Annotated in this window: 22 protein-coding genes and 1 pseudogene; 14 read left to right on the forward strand and 9 right to left on the reverse strand. The window is 62.4% G+C overall.

All coding sequences use genetic code 11. The features are described from left to right. Positions 1-6 precede the first annotated feature (6 nt). Positions 7-393, forward strand: a complete 387-nt coding sequence (locus J7E82_RS08875) for a RidA family protein (RefSeq protein WP_214862239.1) — start codon at positions 7-9, stop codon at positions 391-393. A gap of 835 nt (positions 394-1228) precedes the next feature. On the opposite strand, the gene J7E82_RS20650 is transcribed toward J7E82_RS08875, so the two are convergent. From J7E82_RS20650 to J7E82_RS08890, 3 genes are read right to left on the reverse strand one after another with little or no spacing between them, the layout of a single operon-like run. Then, positions 1229-1636, reverse strand: a complete 408-nt coding sequence (locus J7E82_RS20650; RefSeq protein WP_308113720.1) for a rhodanese-like domain-containing protein — start codon at positions 1634-1636, stop codon at positions 1229-1231. Continuing rightward, positions 1633-2244, reverse strand: a complete 612-nt coding sequence (locus J7E82_RS08885; protein ID WP_214862240.1) for a bifunctional 4-hydroxy-2-oxoglutarate aldolase/2-dehydro-3-deoxy-phosphogluconate aldolase — start codon at positions 2242-2244, stop codon at positions 1633-1635. Before J7E82_RS08885 ends, J7E82_RS20650 begins: the two co-directional genes overlap by 4 nt. Positions 2245-2246: 2 nt before the next feature. Beyond that, the gene (locus J7E82_RS08890) at positions 2247-3185 is read right to left on the reverse strand and encodes a sugar kinase (protein ID WP_251041636.1); all 939 of its coding nucleotides are present in this window, start codon (positions 3183-3185) and stop codon (positions 2247-2249) included. Positions 3186-3314: 129 nt separating this feature from the next. Here J7E82_RS08890 and J7E82_RS08895 point away from each other — a divergent pair, with 129 nt between their 5' ends. The 4 genes from J7E82_RS08895 (at position 3315) to J7E82_RS08910 (ending at position 7283) form a co-directional block, all read left to right on the forward strand. Next, the gene (locus J7E82_RS08895) at positions 3315-4595 is read left to right on the forward strand and encodes an alanine racemase (RefSeq protein WP_214862241.1); all 1281 of its coding nucleotides are present in this window, start codon (positions 3315-3317) and stop codon (positions 4593-4595) included. 13 nt (positions 4596-4608) lie between these two features. After that, a complete protein-coding gene (locus J7E82_RS08900) occupies positions 4609-6204 on the forward strand; it encodes an amidohydrolase family protein (RefSeq protein WP_214862242.1) in 1596 nt (531 codons plus the stop codon). A 45-nt stretch (positions 6205-6249) separates the two neighbouring features. Then, complete coding sequence (locus J7E82_RS08905; RefSeq protein ID WP_214862243.1) at positions 6250-6981, forward strand: IclR family transcriptional regulator; 732 nt, start codon at positions 6250-6252, stop codon at positions 6979-6981. Positions 6982-7046: 65 nt separating this feature from the next. Further along, the gene (locus J7E82_RS08910; RefSeq protein WP_214862244.1) at positions 7047-7283 is read left to right on the forward strand and encodes a hypothetical protein; all 237 of its coding nucleotides are present in this window, start codon (positions 7047-7049) and stop codon (positions 7281-7283) included. A 76-nt stretch (positions 7284-7359) separates the two neighbouring features. Here J7E82_RS08910 and J7E82_RS20655 read toward each other — a convergent pair whose 3' ends face one another. The 3 genes from J7E82_RS20655 to J7E82_RS21305 are packed head-to-tail and all read right to left on the reverse strand — an operon-like array spanning position 7360 to position 8357. Further along, a complete protein-coding gene (locus J7E82_RS20655; protein ID WP_251041637.1) occupies positions 7360-7830 on the reverse strand; it encodes a transposase in 471 nt (156 codons plus the stop codon). A gap of 25 nt (positions 7831-7855) precedes the next feature. Beyond that, positions 7856-8035: a transposase gene (locus tag J7E82_RS20660; protein ID WP_374223601.1), complete on the reverse strand. Its 180-nt coding sequence runs from the start codon at positions 8033-8035 to the stop codon at positions 7856-7858. Continuing rightward, positions 7980-8357, reverse strand: coding sequence for a transposase (locus tag J7E82_RS21305; RefSeq protein WP_374223602.1), 378 nt, complete (start codon positions 8355-8357; stop codon positions 7980-7982). Before J7E82_RS21305 ends, J7E82_RS20660 begins: the two co-directional genes overlap by 56 nt. A gap of 556 nt (positions 8358-8913) precedes the next feature. On the opposite strand from J7E82_RS21305, the gene J7E82_RS08920 reads away from it, so the two are divergent. After that, entirely contained in the window at positions 8914-10353 is a 1440-nt protein-coding gene (locus J7E82_RS08920; protein WP_214862245.1) for an IS1380 family transposase, read from the forward strand. Between the two features lie 1016 nt (positions 10354-11369). Here J7E82_RS08920 and J7E82_RS08925 read toward each other — a convergent pair. Both J7E82_RS08925 and J7E82_RS08930 read right to left on the reverse strand, forming a co-directional pair. Continuing rightward, a complete protein-coding gene (locus J7E82_RS08925) occupies positions 11370-11969 on the reverse strand; it encodes an NADPH-dependent FMN reductase (RefSeq protein ID WP_214862246.1) in 600 nt (199 codons plus the stop codon). Between the two features lie 25 nt (positions 11970-11994). Continuing rightward, positions 11995-13401, reverse strand: a complete 1407-nt coding sequence (locus J7E82_RS08930) for a DHA2 family efflux MFS transporter permease subunit (RefSeq protein WP_214862247.1) — start codon at positions 13399-13401, stop codon at positions 11995-11997. 97 nt (positions 13402-13498) lie between these two features. Here J7E82_RS08930 and J7E82_RS08935 point away from each other — a divergent pair, with 97 nt between their 5' ends. Together J7E82_RS08935 and J7E82_RS08940 are read left to right on the forward strand one after the other, a co-directional pair. Then, complete coding sequence (locus tag J7E82_RS08935) at positions 13499-13963, forward strand: MarR family winged helix-turn-helix transcriptional regulator (RefSeq protein ID WP_214862248.1); 465 nt, start codon at positions 13499-13501, stop codon at positions 13961-13963. A 428-nt stretch (positions 13964-14391) separates the two neighbouring features. Continuing rightward, positions 14392-14844 (forward strand): annotated as a pseudogene (locus J7E82_RS08940) (transposase); the annotation flags it as partial. A 94-nt stretch (positions 14845-14938) separates the two neighbouring features. Here J7E82_RS08940 and J7E82_RS08945 read toward each other — a convergent pair. Then, on the reverse strand, positions 14939-16774 hold the full coding sequence (locus tag J7E82_RS08945) for a GAF domain-containing protein (RefSeq protein WP_214862249.1): 1836 nt from the start codon (positions 16772-16774) through the stop codon (positions 14939-14941). 157 nt (positions 16775-16931) lie between these two features. Between J7E82_RS08945 and J7E82_RS08950 the strand changes: the two genes are divergently transcribed. Genes J7E82_RS08950 through J7E82_RS08975 form a run of 6 tightly spaced genes read left to right on the forward strand, consistent with a single transcriptional unit; the run spans position 16932 to position 23584 of the window. Then, positions 16932-18425, forward strand: a complete 1494-nt coding sequence (locus J7E82_RS08950; protein ID WP_214862250.1) for an aldehyde dehydrogenase — start codon at positions 16932-16934, stop codon at positions 18423-18425. A gap of 31 nt (positions 18426-18456) precedes the next feature. After that, positions 18457-19839, forward strand: coding sequence for an MFS transporter (locus J7E82_RS08955; RefSeq protein WP_214862251.1), 1383 nt, complete (start codon positions 18457-18459; stop codon positions 19837-19839). Next, entirely contained in the window at positions 19836-21026 is a 1191-nt protein-coding gene (locus tag J7E82_RS08960; protein WP_214862252.1) for an FAD binding domain-containing protein, read from the forward strand. Before J7E82_RS08955 ends, J7E82_RS08960 begins: the two co-directional genes overlap by 4 nt. A 28-nt stretch (positions 21027-21054) precedes the next feature. Further along, on the forward strand, positions 21055-21495 hold the full coding sequence (locus J7E82_RS08965; RefSeq protein ID WP_214862253.1) for a hypothetical protein: 441 nt from the start codon (positions 21055-21057) through the stop codon (positions 21493-21495). Continuing rightward, positions 21492-22469, forward strand: a complete 978-nt coding sequence (locus J7E82_RS08970) for an amidohydrolase family protein (protein ID WP_214862254.1) — start codon at positions 21492-21494, stop codon at positions 22467-22469. The genes J7E82_RS08965 and J7E82_RS08970 overlap by 4 nt, the downstream gene beginning before the upstream one ends. Further along, on the forward strand, positions 22466-23584 hold the full coding sequence (locus tag J7E82_RS08975; protein ID WP_214862255.1) for an NADH:flavin oxidoreductase/NADH oxidase: 1119 nt from the start codon (positions 22466-22468) through the stop codon (positions 23582-23584). Before J7E82_RS08970 ends, J7E82_RS08975 begins: the two co-directional genes overlap by 4 nt. The last annotated feature ends 29 nt before the right edge of the window (positions 23585-23613 follow it).

Here is a 23613-nt window from a genome sequence, read left to right on the forward strand (position 1 = left end):
AAATCTATGACGAAGAAGGCATTTCACACCACGAATGCGCCGCAGCCCGCAGGACCCTACAGCCAGGCAGTCGAGGCGAACGGGTTCGTCTACACCGCCGGCTTCGGTCCCCAGGATGCCGCGAACGACAACGCCGTGGCAGACAGCGTCGGGGAGCAGACGCGTCAGGTGCTTCGCAACGTGCGGGCCGCGCTGACGGAGTGCGGCCTCACCCTCGACGACTGCGTGAAGACGACGGTGCACCTCGCCGATCTTGCGGACTTCGCCGAGTTCAACGAAGCCTACAAAGAGTTCTTCACCGAGCCCTATCCGGTGCGGACGACGGTCGGCTCGCAACTCGCCAACATCCTCGTCGAGATCGACGCCGTCGCGGCGATCCCCGGGGGCAAGTAACTCACACACTGTTCGGGCCGTCGTGCATAGCGAACGGCGGCCCGAACGTGTCGACGGCGGATGCTGCGTGCAGCAGCATCCGCTCCTTTAGTCGATCGAAGAAAGTTGCGTCTGCCGACCTGGCGAATGGAGCCTCAGACGTCGTTTTGGTCGTTCTCGCCCCCCAGACCCGGAGGAGCATGACACGTTCCGAGGGTATCCGGGCGAAACCGACGCAGACCCAACTGCTCAGACGGTGGATTCTCATCAAGCAATCGCTCGACAACGGAAGCCATGTCGCCTTGGCTGATATGGAGTATCCGAACGAGTAGATCCTGCCTGCTTCGCCGGCTCACAGAAGAAGGGATGATCGGACGACTTGAGGCATTCGGTGCGTGGAACACCGCGGAAACACCATCGGCAACACGTTAGCGCTCTCGGTGGCCGCTGTCACCGGGCCCAGGCGGGAACATTCGACGTCGAGTCGGCCCAGCGCGCTCTGCTCATCCGCCTGCTCGACGACTATCGTTATCAGGCGGAGATCCGCAACGCGATCGGGCCGCCTCAGCTATTTCCTGACCGTTTCCCGATCGCCGACAATGTTCGTGTCGAGGACAATGTTCGTGTCGAGTATGCCGAGTCGAGAATTCGCGACGAGCCGATCAAGCTCCTGAACGGACCGCTACCCGGAGATGGCTGGTCTGTGATGTCGCTCCGGTTCCCTGGCGACGCCGGTTTCGAAGTCGAAAAGGGGTTGAGCAAGGAGCAAGCGGTGCAGGTGCCTCGTCCTGTTGAATGTCGAATGAATCGAGGCTGTGTGCGAGAAGCAACACATGTGAGTCGGCGATGAGGGGCGTCAGAAGTCGGCCGTAACGAGCGGATCGGAGGGCCGGGTCGCGTCACCGTTCGCATCTTCGATGGGGAACCCGTTTCGGGTCCAGTACTCGAATCCGCCGATCATCTCGCGGACGTCGAATCCGCGTTCAAGCAGCACTCGTGCCGCGTGCGTCGCTCCGTTGCAGCCCGGGCCCCAGGCGTACACCACGATCGTGCGGTCGCGTGGCAGATCTTCAAGGTCGCTGTCGAGACTGCTCGCGGGCAGCCGCAGTGCTCCGGTCACGTGCCCGTGGTCCCACGAGCGATCCTTGCGTATATCGACGATCACCGCAGTGCCCTCTGCCTGTGCGTGGAAGGCGGCAACAACGTCTATCTCATAGGCGAGCCTCGCATCGACGAACGCGAGCCGCTCGCTGATGTCAGTCACGGCTGGCGTTCGAGCAGCTGGGCGAGGCGCGGCAGCTGAGACTCGTCTTCGAGCGCCGAGCCGACCGCGACGACGCGGACGCCGACATCGAGGAAGGCGCCCGCGTTCGTCGCATCCATTCCGCCCGTCGCGACGAACCTGGCTGCGGGAAACGGCCCGCGCATCGCCCCGAACCAGCCGGTGCCCAGAAGCGAGGCAGGGAACGCCTTGAGCCAAGTGAGTCCCTCTTTCATGGCGAGTTGCACTTCGCTCGGCGTGGCCACTCCGGGAAGCGGCGGCAGTCCCGCCTCGCTCGAGGCCCGCACAACGTCAATATCGAAACCGGGGCTCACGGTGAACTCGGCTCCGGCCGCCGCTGCTTGCGCCACATGCTCGGCCGTCACGACAGTGCCAGCTCCGACGCGCTTGCCGCGGTCGCGACCGGCGGCCGACACGACCCGGAGGGCCTCGATGTCGTCGGCCGTCTGGATCGGGAGCTCGACTACGTCGATGCCGAGATCCCATGCGGCTGTGGCCACAGTGAGGCTGCGCTCTACGCCCATTCCGCGCAGGATCGCCATCAGGGGCGCCGAATCGAAAAGCGCATCAAATTCTGAATTGTCGGCCATCGTCAGCCTTTCTGCTTCATGGGTTCGGCTATGAAATCGCTCGTCGACTGCAGCACGAGTCGGGCTTGAATATGCCCGGCGAGAAGTCGATCGGATGCTGACGCGCCTTCGAGAGCGGCGGCCAGGTAACCGGCGGCGAACGCGTCTCCCGCGCCAACCGCCTCAACGACGTCCGTGGGGATCGCGGAGACGAACGCCTGGTCGGCGCCATGAAATTCGGTTGCGCCGACGTCGCGGTCTTTAACGACGAGCCGGTCGGGCTCGGGCAGGAGCGTGCGCACGTCGTTCGCGGTCTCGCACCCCCACAGTGTCTCGGCCTCGTCCAGTCCGACGAACACGACATCAGCGCGGCGGGCGAGCGACAGCAGCGCCGGGCCAGCAGTGCCTCCCGGCCAGAGCGGCGGCCGATGGTTCACGTCGAAGCTGAGCACGGCGTCGCTCGCGGCTACGCGGTCGTACACAGCATCCATAAGGGCTGCGCAACTTGGCGAGAGCGCGGGCGTGATGCCGGAAAGATGCACAATGTCGGCATCCTCCAGCGGAACGCCCGTGATCGAGGCCGGTCCCATGCGGGACGCAGCAGAACCCGTGCGGTAGTAGAGCACGGTGTTGCCGGGATCTTTGAAGTACACGCCCGTGGATGCCTCAGCATCAGAGGTCACCCACCGGGTGTCTACCCCGCGATTTGCGATCGTAGCGCGGAGACGCTCGCCGAGGGCATCGTCGCCGACCGCGCTGACCCACGCGGCGTGCACCCCGAGGCGCGCCAGGTGCGATGCTACGTTCGATTCGGCGCCGCCAGCGTCGAGGTGGAAGTCGGTCGCCGACATCAATGGTTCGGCCGTCGCGGGCGTGACGAGCATCATCGTCTCGCCGATCGCGATCACGCGGGGAATAGCCTCAGAGTTCATGGCAACCACTATTGCACCCGGAGTGCACAAGATGCAATCCTCGTTGTAATATATGCACAACTACACCGAGCTTGTGGTGCGGGACTGGGAGGGTTATGGTTAGCAGCGGACATGCAACACGTTGTGCAAATAATGCACACGTCAGCGAGAGTGGGCACCATGCCGGAAAAACTTCGTCTAGATGAGCTCGCGGAAGAGCGCCTCTCGGCTCGCGACAAGGGGCTTCCGGTCCGCGCGTACGGGAACACCGTCCGAGAGTTCCTTGACTCTGATCCGCAACTCGGCGAATTCTGGACACCCCTTGTGGTGCTCGATGCGGACGCGATGCGGAACAATCTCGACGTCATGTCGGAATGGACGCGAGTGCGGGGGCTTGAGCTGATGCCGCACGGCAAGACCACAATGGCTCCGGCCCTGTGGCAGAAGCAGCTCGACGCGGGTTGTCTCGGCATCACGCTCGCCACTATGGGGCAGGTGCGCACCGCTCGATCGTTCGGGCTGAGTTCCATCATGCTCGCCAATGCGGTCGTCGACGAGCGCTCCCTGCGGTACCTTGCCGGCGAGCTGGCGGATCCGGAGGTTCGCTTCGTCTGCTGGGCTGACTCCGTGACGACGATCGAGGCGATGGAACGCGCGCTTCGCGACATCGATCTTTCGCGCCCCGTCGATGTTTGCGTCGAGCTCGGAGCGGACGGCGGCCGAACGGGGGCTCGGTCGATTGAGGCAGCCCTCGACGTCGCCCGTCGCACGGCAGCATCCGATGTGATTCGTCTTGCCGGCGTCGCCGGCTATGAAGGCAGCCTCGGCCACGATCGATCGCAGCGCGCACTGGGCGCGGTGCGGGCGTATTTGCAGAACCAGGTGGAGCTACACCAGGCGCTCGGAGACCTCTACGATGACGGTGAGATTTATGTCACCGCGGGTGGCAGCGCCTACTTCGACGTAGTCGCCGACGTTTACGCTGAAGCGATGGGGGAGGATTCGCGGACACGCTGGACGTTGCGTTCGGGCGCCTACATCACACACGACGACGGCTTCTACCGCGGCATCTCGCCGCTCGATGAAGCCGGAACGAACGTCGCGCGGCCGCTTCGTTCGGCAATGTACGGTGTCGCCCGCGTCGTCTCGCACCCTGAGCCGGGTCTCGCGCTTCTCGACGGCGGCAAGCGCGACTTTCCCTTCGACGAGGGGCTCCCGATTCCGCGGGCGACCGCGTCGGATCTCGGGCACGAGTGGGTCACATTCAACGGTGCAGCGGTGACGGCGATGAACGACCAGCACAGCTATTTGAGCGTAGGCGTGCACGACGTTACGCTCGGTGAGGTGGTCACACTGGGGCTCTCGCACCCGTGCACCGCGTTCGACAAGTGGCACTACCTGCCGGTCGTCTCGTCGAGCGAATCAGACCGCGTCATCGACCTCGTGCGTACCTTCTTCTAGGCACGCGTACAGAATGATCAGCAGAAAAGAGGAGCAGCGTATGCGCCTGGTGTTGCAGGGTGGAACCGTCGTCGACGCCGCGGGGATGCGGAAAGCGGACGTCGTGGTCGAAGGCGAGAACATCATCGACGTCGGTGAGGATGTTGCACGCTCAGGCGACCGCACTATCGACTGCACAGGACGCTATGTCTTGCCCGGCTTCGTCGACGCACACTCGCACGTTGATGGGCTCCTCGCAGAGGAGAGCGTGCAGCTCGCTCTGCTGAGGCAGGGCGTGACGAGCATCGTCGCCGGTCAAGACGGCGTCTCGTACGCGCCGGGGGATGGCAGGTACGCGTCGGAGTACTTCGCCGCGATCAACGGACCGCACCCGAGCTACGCCGGTGGCGGAGTCGCCGAGTACCTGTCGGCGGTCGACGGAGCAACTCGCCTCAACGCGGCGTATCTCGTGCCGGGCGGCACCCTGCGCTGGGAAGTCTGCGGGCGGTCGACTGCCCAGGCGAACGCCGCGGAGCGCGGCGCCATGGCCGACCTCGTCGATCAGGGCATGCGCGACGGTGCCGTCGGGTTGTCCACGGGCCTTGACTACGTTCCCGGAATCTTCGCCGACGCAGACGAAATAGCCCGGCTCTGCGAACCCGTCGCCCGCGCAGGGGGCGTCTACGTGACACACATGCGCGGAGGCTACGAAGCCAACTCGGCGGAGGGCATAGACGAGATCGCGGCCATCTCGGCAGCCTCCGGTGTTCGTGTGCACGTGTCGCACTTCCACGCCGAAGCACACGTAGTGCTCCAGCAACTCGACGCGCTCAAGCGTGCCGGTGCCGACGCCACCTTCGACGCCTACCCGTACACGCGGGGCTGCACTCTTCTCGGCATGCCGCTTCTGCCACCGGAGCTGTCGGCGCGACCCGTCGACCAGGTGCTGCGAATTCTCAGCGATACAGGCGAGCGGGAACGGCTGCGCCGAGACTGGTTCCCTGAGGTCGACCGCAAGGCGAGTCTCGGTCCCGAATGGCCGAGTATGATCACTCTCGCCCACATCCCGTCAGCTGAATACTCATGGGCGCACGGCCTCACAGTGGCAGACGCCGCAGAGCGGGCCGGGACCGACGCGATCGACTTTGCGCTCGATGTGCTCGCTGCCTCGCGTCTGCAGACCAACGCTGTCATGTCTGTGAGATACGACCGCCCGGTCTCCGAGCTGGCTCGCATCTTCGCCCACCCTGGCCACATCGGCGGATCCGACGGGATCTTTATCGGTGCACACCCGCACCCGCGCGCTCGTGGTACCTTCGCACGGTATCTGCGTGAATACGTGCGCGAGACCTCGACCTGGTCGTGGACGGATGCTGTCTCCCACCTGTCCGCCGCGCCGGCTATGCGCTTTTCGCTCGGGCGCCGAGGCCGCGTTGCGCCGGGTTGGGTTGCCGACCTCATCGTCGTCGACCCCGCATCCGTCGCCGACACCGCGACTTACGCGTCTCCGCTCGGCGACGCCGTCGGGATCGACGACGTTCTTGTCGCCGGCATCCCCGTCTTGGCGGGCCGACAGCTGCTACCAGAGATGCCGGGCCGCGGGCTGCGGCGAGAGAGCGCGACGGGTTAGCGCCATGCAGCATTGGAGACCTGAAACGGGCAAACAGGAGGACGAATGTCACAGAGCGTGAAGCGGGCCGCGCGAATCATCGACTCGATCGCTGTTGAGCCGAAGTCAGTCGCGCTGCTGGCAGAGGAGTTCGGCCTGCACCGGTCGACGATGTTCCGCGAACTGCAGGCGCTCGAGGAGGTCGGCTACGCGCGCCGACGCAGGGACGGCACATACGCGCTGGGCCTTCATCTCGTCGCGCTCGCCCAGAATTCGCTCGAGAGTATCGACCTGCGCGAAGTGGGATCCGGTCCGTTGCGCGAACTGCACAAGGTTGTGGGAAACACCGTGCACCTCGCGGCGCTCATGGAGAGCTCCATCGTCTACGTCGACAAAGTCGAAGACGCGAGCGGGGTGCGTATGTACTCTCGGGTCGGCGCCCCCGTGCAGCCACACTGCAGCGGAGTCGGCAAGGCAATTCTCGCGAGTCTGGATCAGGCCCAGCGCGACGCGGTGCTCGCGACGACGGATTGGAAGAAGTACACCGACAGCACGATCACGACGCGCGCGGCGCTGGAAGCCGAGCTCTCCACGATCGCCGAGCAGGGCTGGGCGAAAGACGACGGCGAGTTCGAAGACTTCGTAAACTGCGTCGCAGTGCCTATCAGGAGCTCGGCGGGGGTGGTCGGCGCACTCTCGGTGACCGCCATCCGCATGGTGCAAGACCTTGAGAAGCTTAAGGGCCGCATCCCGCTCATGCAGCGAACCGCCGCGCAGATCGCACGCGACTTGGGATAGCGCCCTCAGTACAGAAACGGCCGGAAGACAGTGTCGCTTGTGCGCGAAGAAGCACAAGGAACGACATGAAGTCGAAGAGCGGCCCACCAAACCAAGCCCACGGCATCGACGCCCGCAAGGACTCGATGGCGCAGCGTCGTGAACAGGCCGTTGCAGGTGTCATGTCAGGTCTCATCTTCTTGGGAGAAGAGGCCGGAAGACAGGACAACGCTATCAGGCGGGGGCGTCAGAACGTCGATCAGGCAGCCCATGGACGCGAACTCCGGGTTCGCTCTCCACCAGGGAAGGATGTTGATCCGTGACGCGAACGCTCGACAGGTTAGCCTCCGTTTCCAAGCAATTGAGCAACTCTTCGCGGCTCCATAATTTCCTGGAACCCTACGGAAGATCTTGGTTTCTCGTTGCAGGTTCCCCGACGGACCGGATGATGCGGCCAGAGTCCCGGGGCGCGGGGGCGAGTCCGGCGAGGCCAGCAAACCTGTCTGCAGTTTGAAAGACCGCCAGGTCTCCCCCGGTGGCGCCGAGGAACTCAGCGGCGAGGACGGGTCCGAAGCCGGGCATGCTGAGCAGGGTCTGGGTGTGCCGGTGTTCAGTAACTTTCTCGCTGATCAGTATGTCCAACTCGGCCAGTTCTTTGTCCAAGGTGATGATTTCCTGTGCGAGGGCGCCGACGATCAGCTCCCCGACACGCTGGGCCGGGATGGTGGTGTGCTGCAATTTCGCGGCGTCCATGGCGGTCTGCGCGACTGCGGCGGACGAGCGCGTGCCGTGTTTCTTCAGCCAGGCATGGAGCCGTGTCTGGCCGGTGCGGCGGATCCCGTCTGGGGTCCGGTGCTTGGTGAGTAGCAACAGCGCAGCCTTTGAGCGGCTGTAGTCAAAGGCCCGCTATAGCGGGGAAGTATTCCAGCAGCTGGGCCTGCCGGCGGTTGAGCGCCCGGGTCCGATCCGCAGCTTTGTCGGCCCGGCGGGCGGTGAGGATCCGCAGCCCGGTGCTGGTCTCATCCCCGGCCCGCAGGGGCTGCAGGTCTTTGCGCATGCGTGCCTGGTCGGCGATGACGGCGGCGTCTTTGGCGTCTGTCTTTCCCTCGCCCCGGTAGAGCCGGGAGGCGTGGTTGGACGATCCGCCCAGGGATGTAGAGGATGTGTTGGCCGTGGGCGAGGAGCAGGGCGATCAGCAGTGCCGGACCTCCCTGGTTCAGGTCGGTCGCCCAGACCACGTCGTCTCCGGCGCTCAGTTTCAGGACGTTGGCGATGAGCTCGATCAGCGCCGGTTCGTCGTTGGGGATTTTTTGGGAGAGCAGCCGGTTTCCGTCGGCGTCGATCACGACGCAGTGATGGTGGGCTTTGCCGGCGTCAATACCGGCCCGTAGGTGCACCAAGAACAGCCTCCAGTCTGTTGGTTGGGTGGAACCCAGCGGATAACCGCGCCGTCGTGTCCTTATCCGGCGATCATGTCGCGTCTCTCAATCAGCGGTCGGGTCATCGCGGGGTGGCGGGCGGCCAATCCTTCGAAGCCGTCGCGAGACCGTCCGGCACAGCAGCCAAAGCCATACCCGCCTCCCCTGGGTAGCACGACCCTACAACGGCCACGGAAAACTACCTGGCAACAACATAAGGACAGCAGCCAATAAACGCCGTTAGGCAAAACAGGGGCCGGGACGGCGGAGCCCTGCGGAGCCGGCACTGGACCCAACAGCCGGCCGCGAAGCGGACGACCGAATGGGGTGCGAGTGTTGCTGTTGCTACGTGAATGGGGCTTGCCGAAGGCTCCGGCTGCTCCGCTTGGCTACAGGGGTGTTTTCGACTGCTAACCCGGCAGTTTCACGGGTGGGCTGTTGAAAGCGTGTGTTTAAGCAGGGGAAGGGTGCTCTGAGCTGGGAAAATAGTGGTTGTCGAGACCGTTATTCCGCCGAGCGAAGGAGCACCCTTCCGGTGTCTAATCGTACCTGTGTTTTCCCGTCCGTTCCGGTCACTTTCACGGGCCAGTCGCTGGTCTCCCATGCCGGGCTGAACGTCCTCGCCGGCTTCATCGACGCGCTCGGTTTCCGCGGGCTCTGCGAGGACCGGCTGGGACAGTTCGTTCCATCCGGCGCCCGGCACCGTCCCGGCCGGCTGATCGGATCCCTGGCGCTGATGCTGGCCGGCGGCGGCGAGCATGTCACCGATCTGGACATGCTGCGCTCATCGCCCGGGCTCTTCGGGCCGTTGCCCTCTAACGCGACCGTGTCCCGGTTTTTCGAACGCACCGTGGCCAACCCCGAGCTGTTCAGCTACGGCTTCGAGACACTCACCCGGGAATTGAGGACCAGGGCCTGGGACGCCGCCGGGAACCGGAACCCGGCGGCCAGAGCCACCGCAGCGGATCCCTTGATCCTGGACTTGGATGCCACTTTGGTGACCTCCCACTCGGATAAGGAACATGCTGTCGGCACGTACAAGGGCGGGTATGGATTCGCCCCGTTCATCGCCAGCGTTGATTACGGCACATCCAACGGCACCGGGGAAATCCTTGCCTGCCTGCTGCGGCCCGGCAGCGCGGGGGCAAACAGCGCCGATGACCACATCCGTGTTTTCGAGGCAGCCACCGCGCAGCTTCCCGAGGCGTTCTTCCCTGATGGCAGGCTGGACGGGCAGAGAATCCTGGTCCGCACCGACAGCGCGGGCGCCTCACGGAAGTTCCTCTGGTACCTGCACTCCCTGAAGGTGCAGTTCTCCGTCTCCTACCCCGTCCCGGCGGGCAAAGCCCACATGATCGACTGGCTCAACGACAAACAGTACTGGCAGCCCGCCCTGGACCAGGACAGGCCGGACCGCTCCGATGCGTGGGTGATCAATGCCACCGAGGTGATCCCCATGATCGACTATCCACCGGGCACCAACATCTATCTCCGCGCCGAGCCCCTGCATCCCGGCGCGCAACCGACCCTCCTGGATCTGGACGGGCACCGCATCACGGCGTTCCTGACCAACGCACCCCGCTGGCACGGCCCGTTTCTGGACGCCCGGCACCGGGCCCGCGGCCGGTGCGAGAATCGGATCAAGACACTGAAGAACACCGGCCTTGGCAAACTCCCGTTCTACGACTTCGCCGCGAACCAGGCCTGGGCCAACACCGCCGCACTGGCCGCTAACCTCATCTCCTGGCTGCAGCTTGCCGCACTTCCGGACGGCCACCACGCCAGAGGATGGGACATCAAGCGCTGGCGATACCGGCTGTTCGCCACCGCCGGGAAAATCATCAACCGCGCCCGGCGCAACCACCTGCTCCTGCCCCGAACAGCGCCTGAAATGCCGCTCATCGCGGGCCTGCTCGAAACCCTTGAACGGATAGCAAACCAGATCCGAAGGACCTGCCCAATCATGCGGGCCTGAGACAGCAACAAACCCCCAGTCACTACCAGCAGAAAGAAAGCCGCAACGGGGTCCGTGGAAACCCCAACCGATCCCGACGCCAAGGGCCGTCCTGGCCTGCCACCAAAGAGTCCCCCAAAGCCAGCCCCGGCTCAAACCGCCTCAAGCCCTCCGACTGCCAACCCATGAAAAATCCGGGCTAACGGCCCGGCCATCCCGGTCCTGGACCGGGTCCCAGTTAAGGTCAATGTACCGGGCAGAAGTCCGGGGGCAGCGTTTAACGAACGAAAGACCCGACTTTGAACTGGACCCCGAAAGTTGGAAGCGAAATTACGCTCATTCCAGTTTAGGGCGTCAAGGTGCCGCTCTTTCCGAGGAAGGCTCCGTCCCGAATATGACGCGGTCGGTTCAGTAAGGAAGGGCCATCGCAAATGCCCGCGGGCGGCCACGGAATGCTCGTTCTGTTGGCCGCCTGTGGGCAGGCGCTCTTGAGTCAGAGGTCAACGGTCGGTGGCCCTGTCCGAGGATTCGGTGCCGGCGAGCCAGCGGGCGCCCGTACGCGGATGTGCGCATCGGCGGGGATGACGCTGCACCCCTCCTACCCGCATTAACGAGCGGGAGAAGGGCCTTAGACCCACTCCCGCTCGCTGACTGGGGGTATCCCCCGAGATCATCGCGCGACGGTGGCAGCGGCCAACGGCCGTATGGGGTTTCCGGGCTTACTTTGAGTGCGTTTCGGCTGGCCGCCTGTGGGCAACTTATGTGGCCATGCCTGGGCAAAGCTCATGGCCGCGGACGGGTAGCGAGGTGGCCGTCTATGGGCACTTTCAGATGACCGCCAAGATATGGGTTGGCGACTGACAGAGCAGGGCCCTTATCGGACCATTCGAAGGTTAGAGGTTGCAGGCCTGATCGCAGCACAAGAAATTTCAGCGGCCGCACGGGGAAAGACGTAGGGAACTGACGCTTTCCAAACTAGGAAAGAGCTTCCTGGCAGGCATCGAGGAGAACACCATCGCCCTGCACGGAGAGAACCGTCAACCAGAAAAGCCTGCCCCTGTCAGTGCCGTGTTCTGGGCTGTAAGACGAACGGTCTGCAGCGCCGTGGCCCAGCTGCTGAGTTGGTCTAGCATTCGATTCAGGATTTCTTCCTGGTGGGGATGCGGATGTAGCTGCCGATCAGTGAAGTCGTTGGAGAAGGACAGGGCCACTTGAATACGTACATCAGCGACGGCTAGTTCGGCTGCGATCACGCGCAAGTGCTCCACCGCCCGAACCCCGCCTTGGAGTCCATAGCTGACGAAGCCGGCAGCCTTGTCGTTCCACTCGACGAAGAGCAGGTCCAAGGCGTTCTTCAACGCGGCGGTCGGGCCATGATTGTACTCAGGGGTTACGAACACGTACCCGTCGAAGGCAGCGATGGCCCGGGACCAGGCGCGCGTGGTTTCGCGTGCGTAATCGTTGCTCATCGCAGCTGCGACTGGTTCATCGAGCAGCGGCAGGCTGAAGTCAGCTAGGTCCAAAATTTCGTAGTCGGCGTCCTGCCGGTGCCCGGCGTGGGTATGCACCCACTGAGCGACGGTATGGCATTGGCGGTTGGGACGGGTGCTGCCGATGACGATGGCGATTCGAAGCATGGCTTCTCCTTAGTTCGGGTGGATGTCAGGTGGGCGTGGAGGAGTGTCGGTGTTCACTGACTGCCATCGAGACGGCACCGAGGAGCGCGGCCGCGCAGGCTGCGGTCAAGCACGCGAATGCCGCGGAGAACGCTGCTTCTGCATCGGTAGGAAGGTGGGTGGCGGCGACGACGGTAAACACTGCCCCGCCGAGAGCTCCGCCGATGCGCTGGAGGATGTTCACCTGAGTAGTGGCATCAGGTAGCTGTTCCGAGGCGACGGCGCGGTAGGCACTGACCGTGGCAGGCACCACGACCAAGGCGAGGGCCATCCCGCGCAGAACCAAAAAGGACTGGACAAGGATCTCCGGCGTCTCTAGGGGTAGCCAGACGAATGGTGCGGTGGTCACCAGAGTCGCAGCCGCACCACCGGCGGCGACGATCCCACCGCCGTAGCGGTCGGCCAGTTTGCCACTGAACGGGAGTGCTACGGCGGTGCCGGCACTAAGAGAGATCAGTAGCAGGCCTGTGGCCAAGGGATCCTGGCCACGCCCGAGCTGGTAGTAGAGCGGGAAGAGTACCCCTGCTCCGAACATCACTGCACCGGCGAACGCTGTTGTCGTCGCAGCAGCGGCATAAGTGCGATTGTCGAACAGGCGAAGGTCCAGCACTGGGTGGGCGACGCGACGGCCATGCAGGGCGAAGGTGCCCAACAGTGCAATGCCTAGGGAGAGCATCCCGATTATCGCGGCGGTGGCGGTACGGTGTTCGGCCCACAACGTTAGCGAAAGAACCACCAAAGGCAGCCCGATGGAGACCAGCAGCAGGCCGGTCAAATCCAGCCGCTCGGTCGTGCCCGCTTTGTCGCGGGGTACGTACCGCCCACCCAAGGCCAGCCCGGCCGCGCCGAGTGGAAGGTTGATCAGGAACAGCCAGGGCCAGGAAGCGACGTGAAGCAAGATGCCGCCGAGGGCCGGCCCGAGGGCCGGGGCGAGAGTGACTGCTACGCCCAAGCTCGCCATCACTCGGCCCAGGCGATGTGGTCCGACCGCCTGCCCGAGAATGGTCTGACCTGCCGGGATCAGCAGGCCCGCGCACAGGCCCTGAACCACCCGCGCGGCGATCAGCCATTCAACCGATCCAGCGATCGCGCACAGGCCGGAGGAAATCGTAAACCCTGCCAGGGCAAGCAGCCATAGCCTCCCGACCCCGAATCGGCGGCCAGCCCAAGCACACGCTGGGAGTGAGACGGCCAAGGCCAGCAAGTAGCCGTTCCCCACCCACTGCACCACGCTCAAGTCGGTGTCGAATTCACGCGAGAGAGTGTCTAGTCCGACTGCGACAACAGAGGCGTCCAGCCCGCTCATGAACGCGCCAAATACAATCACCAGCGCCAGGCGCCAAGCGGGCCAAGGAATCAGGTCTGTGGCGCTGTCTTCCTGCGTCCGGAACATTTACGAGCCCTTCGATAAACGTTGGCCTATCCAACGTTGGCGGGACCATCGTATGCTTTCGTTGGTCCGGCCAACAAGTAGGGGTATTGTTCAGCCTATGAGTGATTCACCTCGGGCCGCAGTCCAGCCTGCTCCGCAGCCACAGCGGCTGCGGCGCCTGCCCAGCTGGCTTGTCAACCAGGTTGCGTTGCGCGCTACCCGCTTAACCGCCTCTATGTTGGGGTCAACCGTCCTGCGCTCAGACTTCGCCGTCCTGGCGGGCTTAGAGGAATTTGGGCCCCTGAGCCAAGCCGAGTTGGGTCGAAGGCTTGGTATGGACCGAAGCGACATCGTCGCCGTCCTCGACCGGCTTCAAGCAGGCGAGTGCGTGGAACGGACCGCCGATTCCCTCGACCGCCGCCGCAAAACAGTCGCGCTCACTGATGTTGGCCGCAGCTACCTCAATGACCTCGACGCACAACTGGGGCAGGTACAGGATGCCCTACTCGAACCATTGACCGCCCCCGAACGCGCTCAGCTCATGGCGCTTTTAGGGCAGGTCCTCGATAAACACAGCAATTAGCAGCAGAGAACAACGCTCTCGAGTTCCACGCCCGAGTAGCTAGTGGCCCCGCGTCCGGAAGATGCACAAACTCACAACAGTCGGTTTGAAAGCATCCTCGTCATCTGCCATCCGCCGGAGACAAGCAAGTTCGGTTTCTTTTGGGTCGGCTACCGCCACACACCGCGCTAATGAAGCGCCCGTTCAAGGACCGGCTTATGGGACGTTACCCGGACCACCGGCTTACGGACAATTTTGGCCGGCAGGAGAGCTTTATCTCTTGAGTTATGTCTTACCCAGAGTAATTTTTTCATAGTGGACATTGAACCGTCCCGGGAATTATGCCGCCTTCATGTTGGCGGCGTCGTCGGGTGACGAACCGATTTCCTGAGCATAGTATGTCTCCTCGAATTCCTCGGGTGTCTGGTGTCCGAGGGAGGAATGCAGACTGCGTGATCCACTTGATCCGCAACACTTTCCGCTACGCGCCCCGCCAGCACTGGGACGAGCTCTCCCGGGACCTCAAGCCCGTCTACACCGCCCCGACCGAGGCCGCCGCGAGGGAGCGGTTCGGGGAATTCGAGGCCAAGTGGGCCACGAAGTACCCGGCGATCGGGCGGCTATGGCGCAACGCCTGGGCCGGGTTCGCCCCGTTCCTTGACTGGGACGCCGAGATCCGCCGGGTGATCTGCTCGACCAACGCGATCGAATCCCTCAATGCCCGCTACCGCCGCCCAGTGCGGGCACGGGGCCACTTCCCGAACGACGCCGCGGCCCTGAAATGCCTCTACCTCGTGACCCGGTCCCTTGACCCCACAGGGCAGGGCCGGGCACGATGGGCGACGAGGTGGAAGCCGGCCTTGAACGCATTCGCGATCGCATTCGAGGGCAGAATCAACTAATCACAAGCCAGGCCAGACCCACCGTTAATCTGACAGACCCCGATCCAACCGACCAAACAGAACCGGGGGCCGCTCATATCAGGCAGCCGGTGGATCAAGGTCTAGGTGTTGCTTGGGCAACATCGCCGACAGTTAGGGCGGCTGCGAGCTCCATGGCGTGGTCGGGGCGCGTGAGGTCCTTGTTCGTTAGTGCTTGGATGCGTCTGAGGCGCTGTCCAACGGTATTGGGGTGTACATGGAGAAGTCGGGCGGTGTCTGCGCTGACCAGCCCGCATGAGAAGTAGGTTCGGAGAGTCCTAATAAGTTCTGTACCTCGCGAGGAATCGTGGGCACGCACCGGTCCAAGCGTGCGATCTGCATACTGAAGCAGCTGGTACGCATCGTCGAGTTGAAGGAGTAAACCTACGAGGCCTAGGTCGTCTAGGGTCACGGAGGTATCCGTTTGTCCGGTGAGCGCCAGCATGTCTAGCGCCCCGGCCGCTGAGCGATAGGCGCGGGGATACATTTTCAGGTCTGGACAGGGGCCTAGTGATACCGCCGTCGCTGAGGCGATTGGGCGACGTGAAGCGGCGAGCCTGCGGACCTCGTCGCTCAAGTCCATCTGGAACGTTGATTGCCCGAATGCGGCGGGAATCAGGACGACGATTCGATCGTGATGTATAGCGGACAGCGGGCGGGGTTTGAATGGCGCAGTCCAGGCGTTGATCCGGCGAAGGGCCTGTTGCAGACAAGTGTTGACATCGCTTTGAGCGACATGCGTTAAGGAGATAACGACCATTGAGTGCTCGAGAGTCAGATCATGGCCTACCCGCTCTGCGCGGGCAACGATGGTGCTCATGGCGGACGACTCCCCGGTGAGGAGGTCGTTTAGGACTGCGCCTTGAAGTCTCCATTGCGCTTCTTCAGCTGTTCGTGCTCGTAGAAGCTCGAGCGAGGTGACAACTGCAGCATGTTCAACGGCGCGACGCTCAATCGCCGTAAGTGGTTCGGGTCCGCCAGCAGTCCAAATCCTGGCGACCTCGCTTTCGTCAAGCAGCACTGGGTAGATCCCGAAGAGGCTAGCCTCGTCGTCTCTGGTGCCGGCTCTCGTCTGATCGTCCGGGAACCTGACGGCGGGATCTGAGCGACCGATCACTGTCCCTTGTGCGTCTTCGATCAAGATGTCTCGCGAAATCAGGATTGACAGTGCCGCGGCAATGCCTGGGACACCGCCACCCCTCAGGGCAATCTCAGTCAGCTTTTGGTGGATATCCTCGGACTTCTGCAGCAAGTCTCGCTGTAAGTGAAGTTCCCGATTGAGCAGTACCAATTCCTCTATCTGTCGGGCTTCAGCCGATCGCAAGCGAGAAGTAGTGAGAGCGATAGCAGCGTGATCGGCTAGCACTGCGAGAAGCGCAGTTTCCTGTTGGCCATAGTCGTGAATGTTCGCGCGATAGCAGTTTAGTGTGCCAATAACGGCGTGGTCGGAATCCAGCAACGGCACCGAGATCATGGAGCGGTAGCCCTGCTCCTTGGCAACTCCTCCCCAAGGCGCGAATTGCGGTTCCGCTTGGATGTCGGCAATAGCCACGGGTCGGCCGGTCCGAAACGCCCTACTGGATGGAGCTTCGAAAGCAGCGTCTTGGTCGAGAAGGACCGGGTGGTTTGCGTTGACCTGGGCGATGTAATCCGAGGATAGGCCGCTGGAGCCCTCGATTGTGAGCTTGCGAGAAGAAGCGTCTGGTAAAAGTACGCCACAAAAGTCATACCCCATCAGCGATGCGGCCGTCCCGGCGATGAGATCAAGGACATCGGTGAGCGGCTGCGCGGTGACGACTGTCTGAGTGATCGCACGAACGCTGTCCAGCCACCGCCGTACCTCAAGGGATCCCTCGGTACTCTCCAAGGAGGCTTCAGCGCTCGGCGGTCCACTTATCGAGGGGTAGCTCACTACTCCATGATACCGAAGGTGTCGCGATAAACACCTGCTGTTGACTTTTATGTGGGCTCGCACATATTCAGCATGTGATTGAGATCGCATACTGGTAATGATCCTTTCCCGAGAGAGGCCGCAGCAGAGCAGCTGACGACCAAGAAACGAGACAAACATGATCGAGCAATTTATGTTTATCGACGGCAAGAATGTTTCTGCCGATAGTGGAGCATCCTTGACCATCTCGAATCCCGCGACAGGCCGGTCGATCGCCACAGTTCCTGACGGAGGACGTGTCGACGTCGACAAGGCCGTTGCCTCTGCGAGGGCGGCTTTCGAGTCCGGACCCTGGCCGCGCATGAGCCGGACGGAGCGAGCGAAGGTATTGCTCCGGGCGGCTGACGCTCTTGAGGCCGCCAGCGAATCGCTGTTCACACTCGAGACACAGAACAATGGCCGTCCGATTACTGAAACCAGAGCTCAGCTGTCCCGTGTGCCGGAGTGGTTCCGCTACAACGCCGCACTTCTCGCGGCTCAACGCGAAGCTGTCCTACCCAGTGACGGCCCCTACTTGACCTACCAGAAGCGCACACCCCTGGGAGTCTGCGGAATCATCACCCCCTTCAATCACCCTGCTCTGATCCTCGCCCGGAGCCTTTCAGCGGCCTTGGCGACCGGGAACACAGTCGTCCTCAAACCGTCCGAACTTACCCCCCTCACCACCCTTGCGATGGCCCGTATCATCACCGATGCGGGCGTCCCGGAAGGAGTGATCAATGTTGTGACGGGGGGACGAGAAGCTGGGATCGGACTGAGCGAGCACGGTGACGTCGCCAAGATTACGCTGACGGGCGGGACCGAAGCCGGCAGGTCCGCTACAGTAGCGACAGCATCACGGTTCGCGCGCGTCACAGCTGAACTAGGCGGCAAGACCCCTGTTATCGTATTTGGCGATTACGACCCGAAGGCTGCCGCCGAAGGAGCTGCCTTCGCCGCGTTCGTAGCGTCCGGGCAGTCGTGCGTCGCCGGCGCACGGTTCCTCGTACAGCGGGAACGGTACGACGAGTTTGTCTCCGCGTTGGTTGCAAGGGCAAATGCAATCAAAATTGGTGATCCCGCTCAGCCCGAAACTCAGATCGGGCCGATGATCAGCGACCTGCAACGCAGCAAAGTCATGGACTACATAAAAATCGGTCAGCAGGAGGGCGCCCGGCTCGCCGCGGGAGGAAAAGTCCCGGACCTGCCTGACGATCTTCGCAACGGCTTCTTCCTGCGGCCCACGGTTTTCGCCGACGCAACAAATTCCATGCGTGTCGCCCAAGAGGAAATCTTCGGCCCCGTCGCTGTCGTCGTCCCCTTCGACACAGAAGCGGAAGCCATCGAAATGGCCAACGACAACCGCTTCGGCCTGGGCGCGGCTGTCTGGACCCGCGACCTCGCCCGTGGCCATCGCGTCGCGGCATCGATTGAGTCGGGCATGGTCTGGGTCAATGATCACCACCGTCTTGAACCGTCTTTGCCGTGGGGCGGTATCAAGGAATCCGGAACCGGGAAGGACGCTGGGACAGAGTCCTTTGACGACTTCACCTGGATAAAGACCATCGTCGTTCGGATCGCCGACCATGACGTCGACTGGTACGGGACCGACGCCCCCGAGCGGCTCAACTGAGTCACCGACCCTTTGACGATTGGACAATAACGTGACTCTGAATAACGGATCCACGGCTAGTCTTGGCTGGCGGCAGCAAATTACCCGGGTGCAATGGCTAGTACTCTTCGGCACCACCATGGGATGGGCACTCGACGGATTCGCTGGCAGCCTCTACGCGCTGGTTTTAGGCCCTGCCATGACGGACTTGCTGCCTCACTCCGGCATCGTGGTCAGTCCCGGTCAGATCGGACTCTACGGTGGTCTGACTGTAGCCCTGTTCCTTGCCGGGTGGGCAACCGGCGGAATCCTTTTTGGTGTTCTCGCCGACTACTTTGGTCGGGTCCGAGTACTTTCGATCGGCATCCTCACCTACGCCCTTTTTACGGCATTGGCGGCATTTGCCGACACATGGTGGCAGCTCGGCATTCTCCGATTCATCGCCGGCCTTGGATCCGGCGTTGAAGCGCCAGTAGGGGCGGCACTCGTTGCAGAAGTCTGGCGCAACAAGTACCGTGCCCGGGCCTGCGGTGTGATGATGTCCGGCTATGCAGCCGGTTTCTTCATGGCTGCGTTGGCTTACGCTCTGCTAAGCGATCATGGATGGCGGTTCATGCTTGTCCTGGCAGTCGTCCCTGCGTTTCTCGTGTGGTTCCTGCGCCGCTATGTTCCCGAACCTGAAGAGATTAAGACGGTCATCGCGGAGCGCAAGGAGCGCAAAGGAAAAGCCACACGCCGACCAGAAGACCAATTCGTCCTACGTCGGCTCCTGTCACCACCGCATCTGCGAACAACCCTCATCTGCACCGCCCTTGCTTCCGGCTCCCTGTTGGCATTCTGGAGCGTCTCCACGTGGTACCCCCAAATCATTAGGGACATGACTGTCGCCGAATCCCTCTCCTCCCAGGTGGCCAACCACCGCGTTGCAGTCTCATCAATGCTGTTCAACGCCGGCGGAATCCTCGGGTACGCCTCATGGGGCTTCCTCGCTGACGCCATTGGACGGCGCAAAGCGTTCCTGGTCAGCTTCATGATTTCCGGGCTCAGCATCGCTTACCTCTTCCCGTTCGAGCACAACTACACCACCTACCTGATTGTCATCCCCATCGTTGGGTTCGGGCTGTTTGGAGCACTCTCAGGAAACTTCGTCTATGGACCCGAAATGTTCTCCCCAAGTATGAGGGCGAGCGGAATTGCCCTGGCGAACAGCATCGGCCGGTATATCACCGCCGCCGGTCCGCTCGTCGCCGGTGTCATAGCGACGTCCTGGTTTGGCGGCAACCTCGGCGTGGCGACAGCGGTATTGGCCGCCACAGGAATTATCGGCCTCATTGGGCTGTACTTCGCCCCTGAAACTCGCAACGCCGAACTCCCAACTGACACCCCCTCAGACCTCTCAACCGACCCCGTATCAGCGAAAGGAGCCTCGACATGAACGCCTACAGCGGATCGCGAGCAGTGGTCATCGGAGGATCCATTGGCGGACTCACTGCCGCCCTTCTACTCCGAGACCTCGGCTTTGAAGTTGATGTCTATGAACGAACACCATCTGATTTGGACGGCCGCGGCGGCGGTATCGTTCTGCAACCGGACACCCTGCGATGGTTTCGGGAGCGCAGTTCACAGCGACCAGAAGATGTTAGCACCACGACAAACTGGGTCCAGTACATTGATTCCGACAACCACATCATCGATAGAGAAGCCCGTTCCTGGTCCCATACGTCTTGGGGAACATTTTATAGAGCCCTGCTCGCGGACTTCGGACGCGAGCACTACCACCTCGGTGAATTTGCCTGCGGATTTGATCAGGACGAGGGCTCCGTGACCGTGCGCTTCGTCAGCGGCCGGCGAGAGCAAGCATCTCTCGTCGTGATAGCCGACGGTGTCACATCAGGCAACCGAGCCCGGATCGACCCCGATGTCACCCTCGACTACTCCGGGTACATCGGATGGCGCGGAACGGTCGACGAAGCCAATCTAACCGCCGAAACAGCCGCCCTGCTCAATGACGCAGTCACCTACAACGTCGTTCCGCACTCCCAAATCACCATGTATCCCATCCCCAGCGAGCGAGGCGTCGCTAAGGGCCAACGTCTCATGAACTACGTCTGGTACCGCAACGTAGCCGCGGGGCCGGACCTCGACGAAATGCTCACCAACAAGCAAGGATTCCTGGGAAAAGTGTCAGTGCACCCCAACCAGGTTCAAGATCGCTATGTAGACGAGATGCGCGAGACTGCCACGCGCATCCTTGCCCCAGCCGCAGCCGAAGTGGTGACGGCGACCGAGGCGCCCTTTATCCAGGTTGTCTGGGATTCGCGTGCGTCGAAGATGGTGAGTGGCCGGGTGGCCCTGATCGGGGATGCGGCGTGTGGAGCAAGACCTCATGCTGCCGCCGGCACCGCCAAGGCCGCCGCAGATGCCTGGGCGCTCAGTGAGGCGCTGACAGCCTCGGCAGGCAACGTCGCCGAGGCCCTGGAGAAGTGGGAACCCGGCCAGCTCGAGCTCAGCAGCAACCTGCTCGCGCGGGTAAAGGCCATGGGCGAACGATCCCAGTTCACCAACACGTGGACCCCAGGAGACGCAGATCTTCGATTCGGCCTATACGGCCCGGGCCGCTAACCCACAACCACCATCGAAAGGCTCACCCATGACTACTGATAGCTTCCTTAGCGATCTGCCCCTCGCCGGAACCCTTGTCGGGACAAACTTCGAAGGATGGTCCGACGAGCTGCGCCAGGAATTCGACACCCACGCATTTGACGGGCAAGTGGGATCAAAACTCCTCAGTGAAAATAACCGTGTGCGAGTCTGGGAAATACGACTCTCACCGGGGGACCGCTGGCACGCCCACCGCCACGTCCTGGACTACTTCTGGACCGCTATTAACGCCGGCACCAGTCGTCAACACACACACGACGGCACCACTCGTGACGTCTCGTACTCAGCCGGAGAAACCCGCCACTTCCATTTCTCGCACGGAGAATATCTGCTCCATGACATCGAAAATGTCGGTCAAACGGAGTTGATTTTCACCACTGTCGAACACCTCGACTCCGAGAACGAACCACTACCGGTGGTGGGGCCATGAGCGCCGACTTGGTTGATGTCCACGCACACTGGCTGCCGGCAGACCTGTTCGGGCTCCCACCTGGCTCTCCGTTCGGGGCCATGCGGGATCAGGACGGTGAATTGTTCCTAGGCAACCTGCCATTGTCTATCCGGACAGAGGCAATGAGCGATATAAGCGCCATCATCGCCGACATGAATGCCAATGGCATAGCCCTACGAGCACTGTCGCCGCCGCCTTTCGCGTTCGCTGTAAACTCGCCGGCCGAAGACTACATCAACTCGTACAACGCCAGCCTTTCAAAGGTCGTCGCCGAGTCCTCCGGCCGACTCTCCGGCCTGGCACTGGTCCAGCTTGATGACGCCGGGGCAGCCGACCATCAGGTGGCCGATATCGCCGCGGCCGGTATCCTTGCAGGCATCGCGATTCCCCCTGTTTTACGAGGGACATCGCTCGACACCGGAGTGCTTCGGTCAGTGCTGCGTTCAGCCGCAAAGCACCAACTCGCTGTGCTCGTGCATCCAATGCAGCTGCCGCGACCTGAATGGTCATCTCACTACCTGGCCAATCTCATCGGCAACCCTGTGGAGACCGCCACAGCGGTCGCATCCAGCATCCTTGGCGGGGTTTTAGAAGAACTACCGAATCTCAGGATCTGCTTTGTCCACGGTGGTGGCTGCGCGCCCGCCCTCCTGGGACGCTGGGCACATGCCTGGCAGGCCAGAGCGGACGTCCGGGCCCACAGTTCACGGAATCCACGAGAACTCTTCCGGGCAGCCTACATCGACACCGTGACGCACGACGCCCAAGCTCTTGACCTGCTGCAGTCACATGCTGGAGAGAACCGGATCCTTTGTGGAACCGACTACCCGTTTGACATGGCCGAAACTAGCTTGCCGTCCTTCGTCAACACCTGCGGGCTGGACCGGGCCGCGCTGCTGCGTAACGGAAAAGCCTTCCTGGGCGCGGACGTACCTGCGGCGGTGGCACGATGACGAGCCTGTTCGATCCCATCACGCTGCGCGGATTGACAATCCGAAATCGCATCTGGATGTCACCAATGATGCAGTTTTCATCCACACCCACCGGACCCGACACTGGTGCAGCGACCAACTGGCATTTTCAACACTTCGCGGCACGTGCGATAGGCGGCGTTGGACTGGCAATGGTGGAAGCGACTTCCGTCAGCCCGGAGGGACGCAGCAGCGAGTACGACCTGGGGTTGTGGAACGACCAGCAAGCCCGCTCTCACGGCAGAATCCTTGATTTTCTGCACGCCCATGGAACAGCGGTGGGCATCCAGTTAGTGCACGCAGGGCGAAAAGCTGCGACAGGCCGCCCTTGGAAAGAAGGGAACCATATCGAGAGGACATGGGACCGTGTTGGACCCAGCACAGAACCTTTCGGTTCCATTCCCGCACCGAGGCAACTCACAACTGCGGAAATCCGCTCTGTCGTCGAGGCTTTTGGTGCAGCTGCTCGTCGCGCACGCCATGCCGGTTTCGATGTACTGGAACTACACGGTGCCCACGGGTACCTCATACATCAATTCCTGTCACCCTTCTCGAACCACCGCACCGACCACTACGGAGGTTCCCTTCCTAACCGGATGCGATTTGCTACCGAGGTCGTCGATGCCGTGCGACGCGAGTGGCCAGAGGACAAACCCCTGTTCTTCCGAGTCTCTGCCACGGACTGGCTTGCTGGGGACACTGAGGACAGACGAATTGGCTGGACTCGGGACGAAACGGTTCTGCTCGCAAAGGTTCTTAGAGAACACGGAGTCGATTTGTTAGATGTCTCGACCGGCGGCATAGCACCCGATGCCCAGATTCCGGTGCAGCCGAACTATCAAGTGCAGTTTGCCGAAGAAATACGACGCGAAGCAGGCATACCCACCGCTGCCGTGGGACTGATTACTGAACCAGGCCAGGCAGCTGAAATCGTATCCGCGGGCAGAGCCGACGCCGTATTCCTAGCGCGGGAACTGCTTTCCAACCCCAACTGGGCACAGCGTGCGGCGGCCGAACTGGGAGAACCAATGGACTATCCGCAGCAGTACGCGCGCGGATTCAAAAAATTCGATCGGGTCGCAGCACCGAGCTCCTAATCCAGGAACAAACCCGCCGAGCTAATGCT

It is taken from the genome of Arthrobacter sp. ISL-30, from assembly GCF_018613855.1.
Taxonomy (GTDB): Bacteria; Actinomycetota; Actinomycetes; order Actinomycetales; family Micrococcaceae; genus Arthrobacter.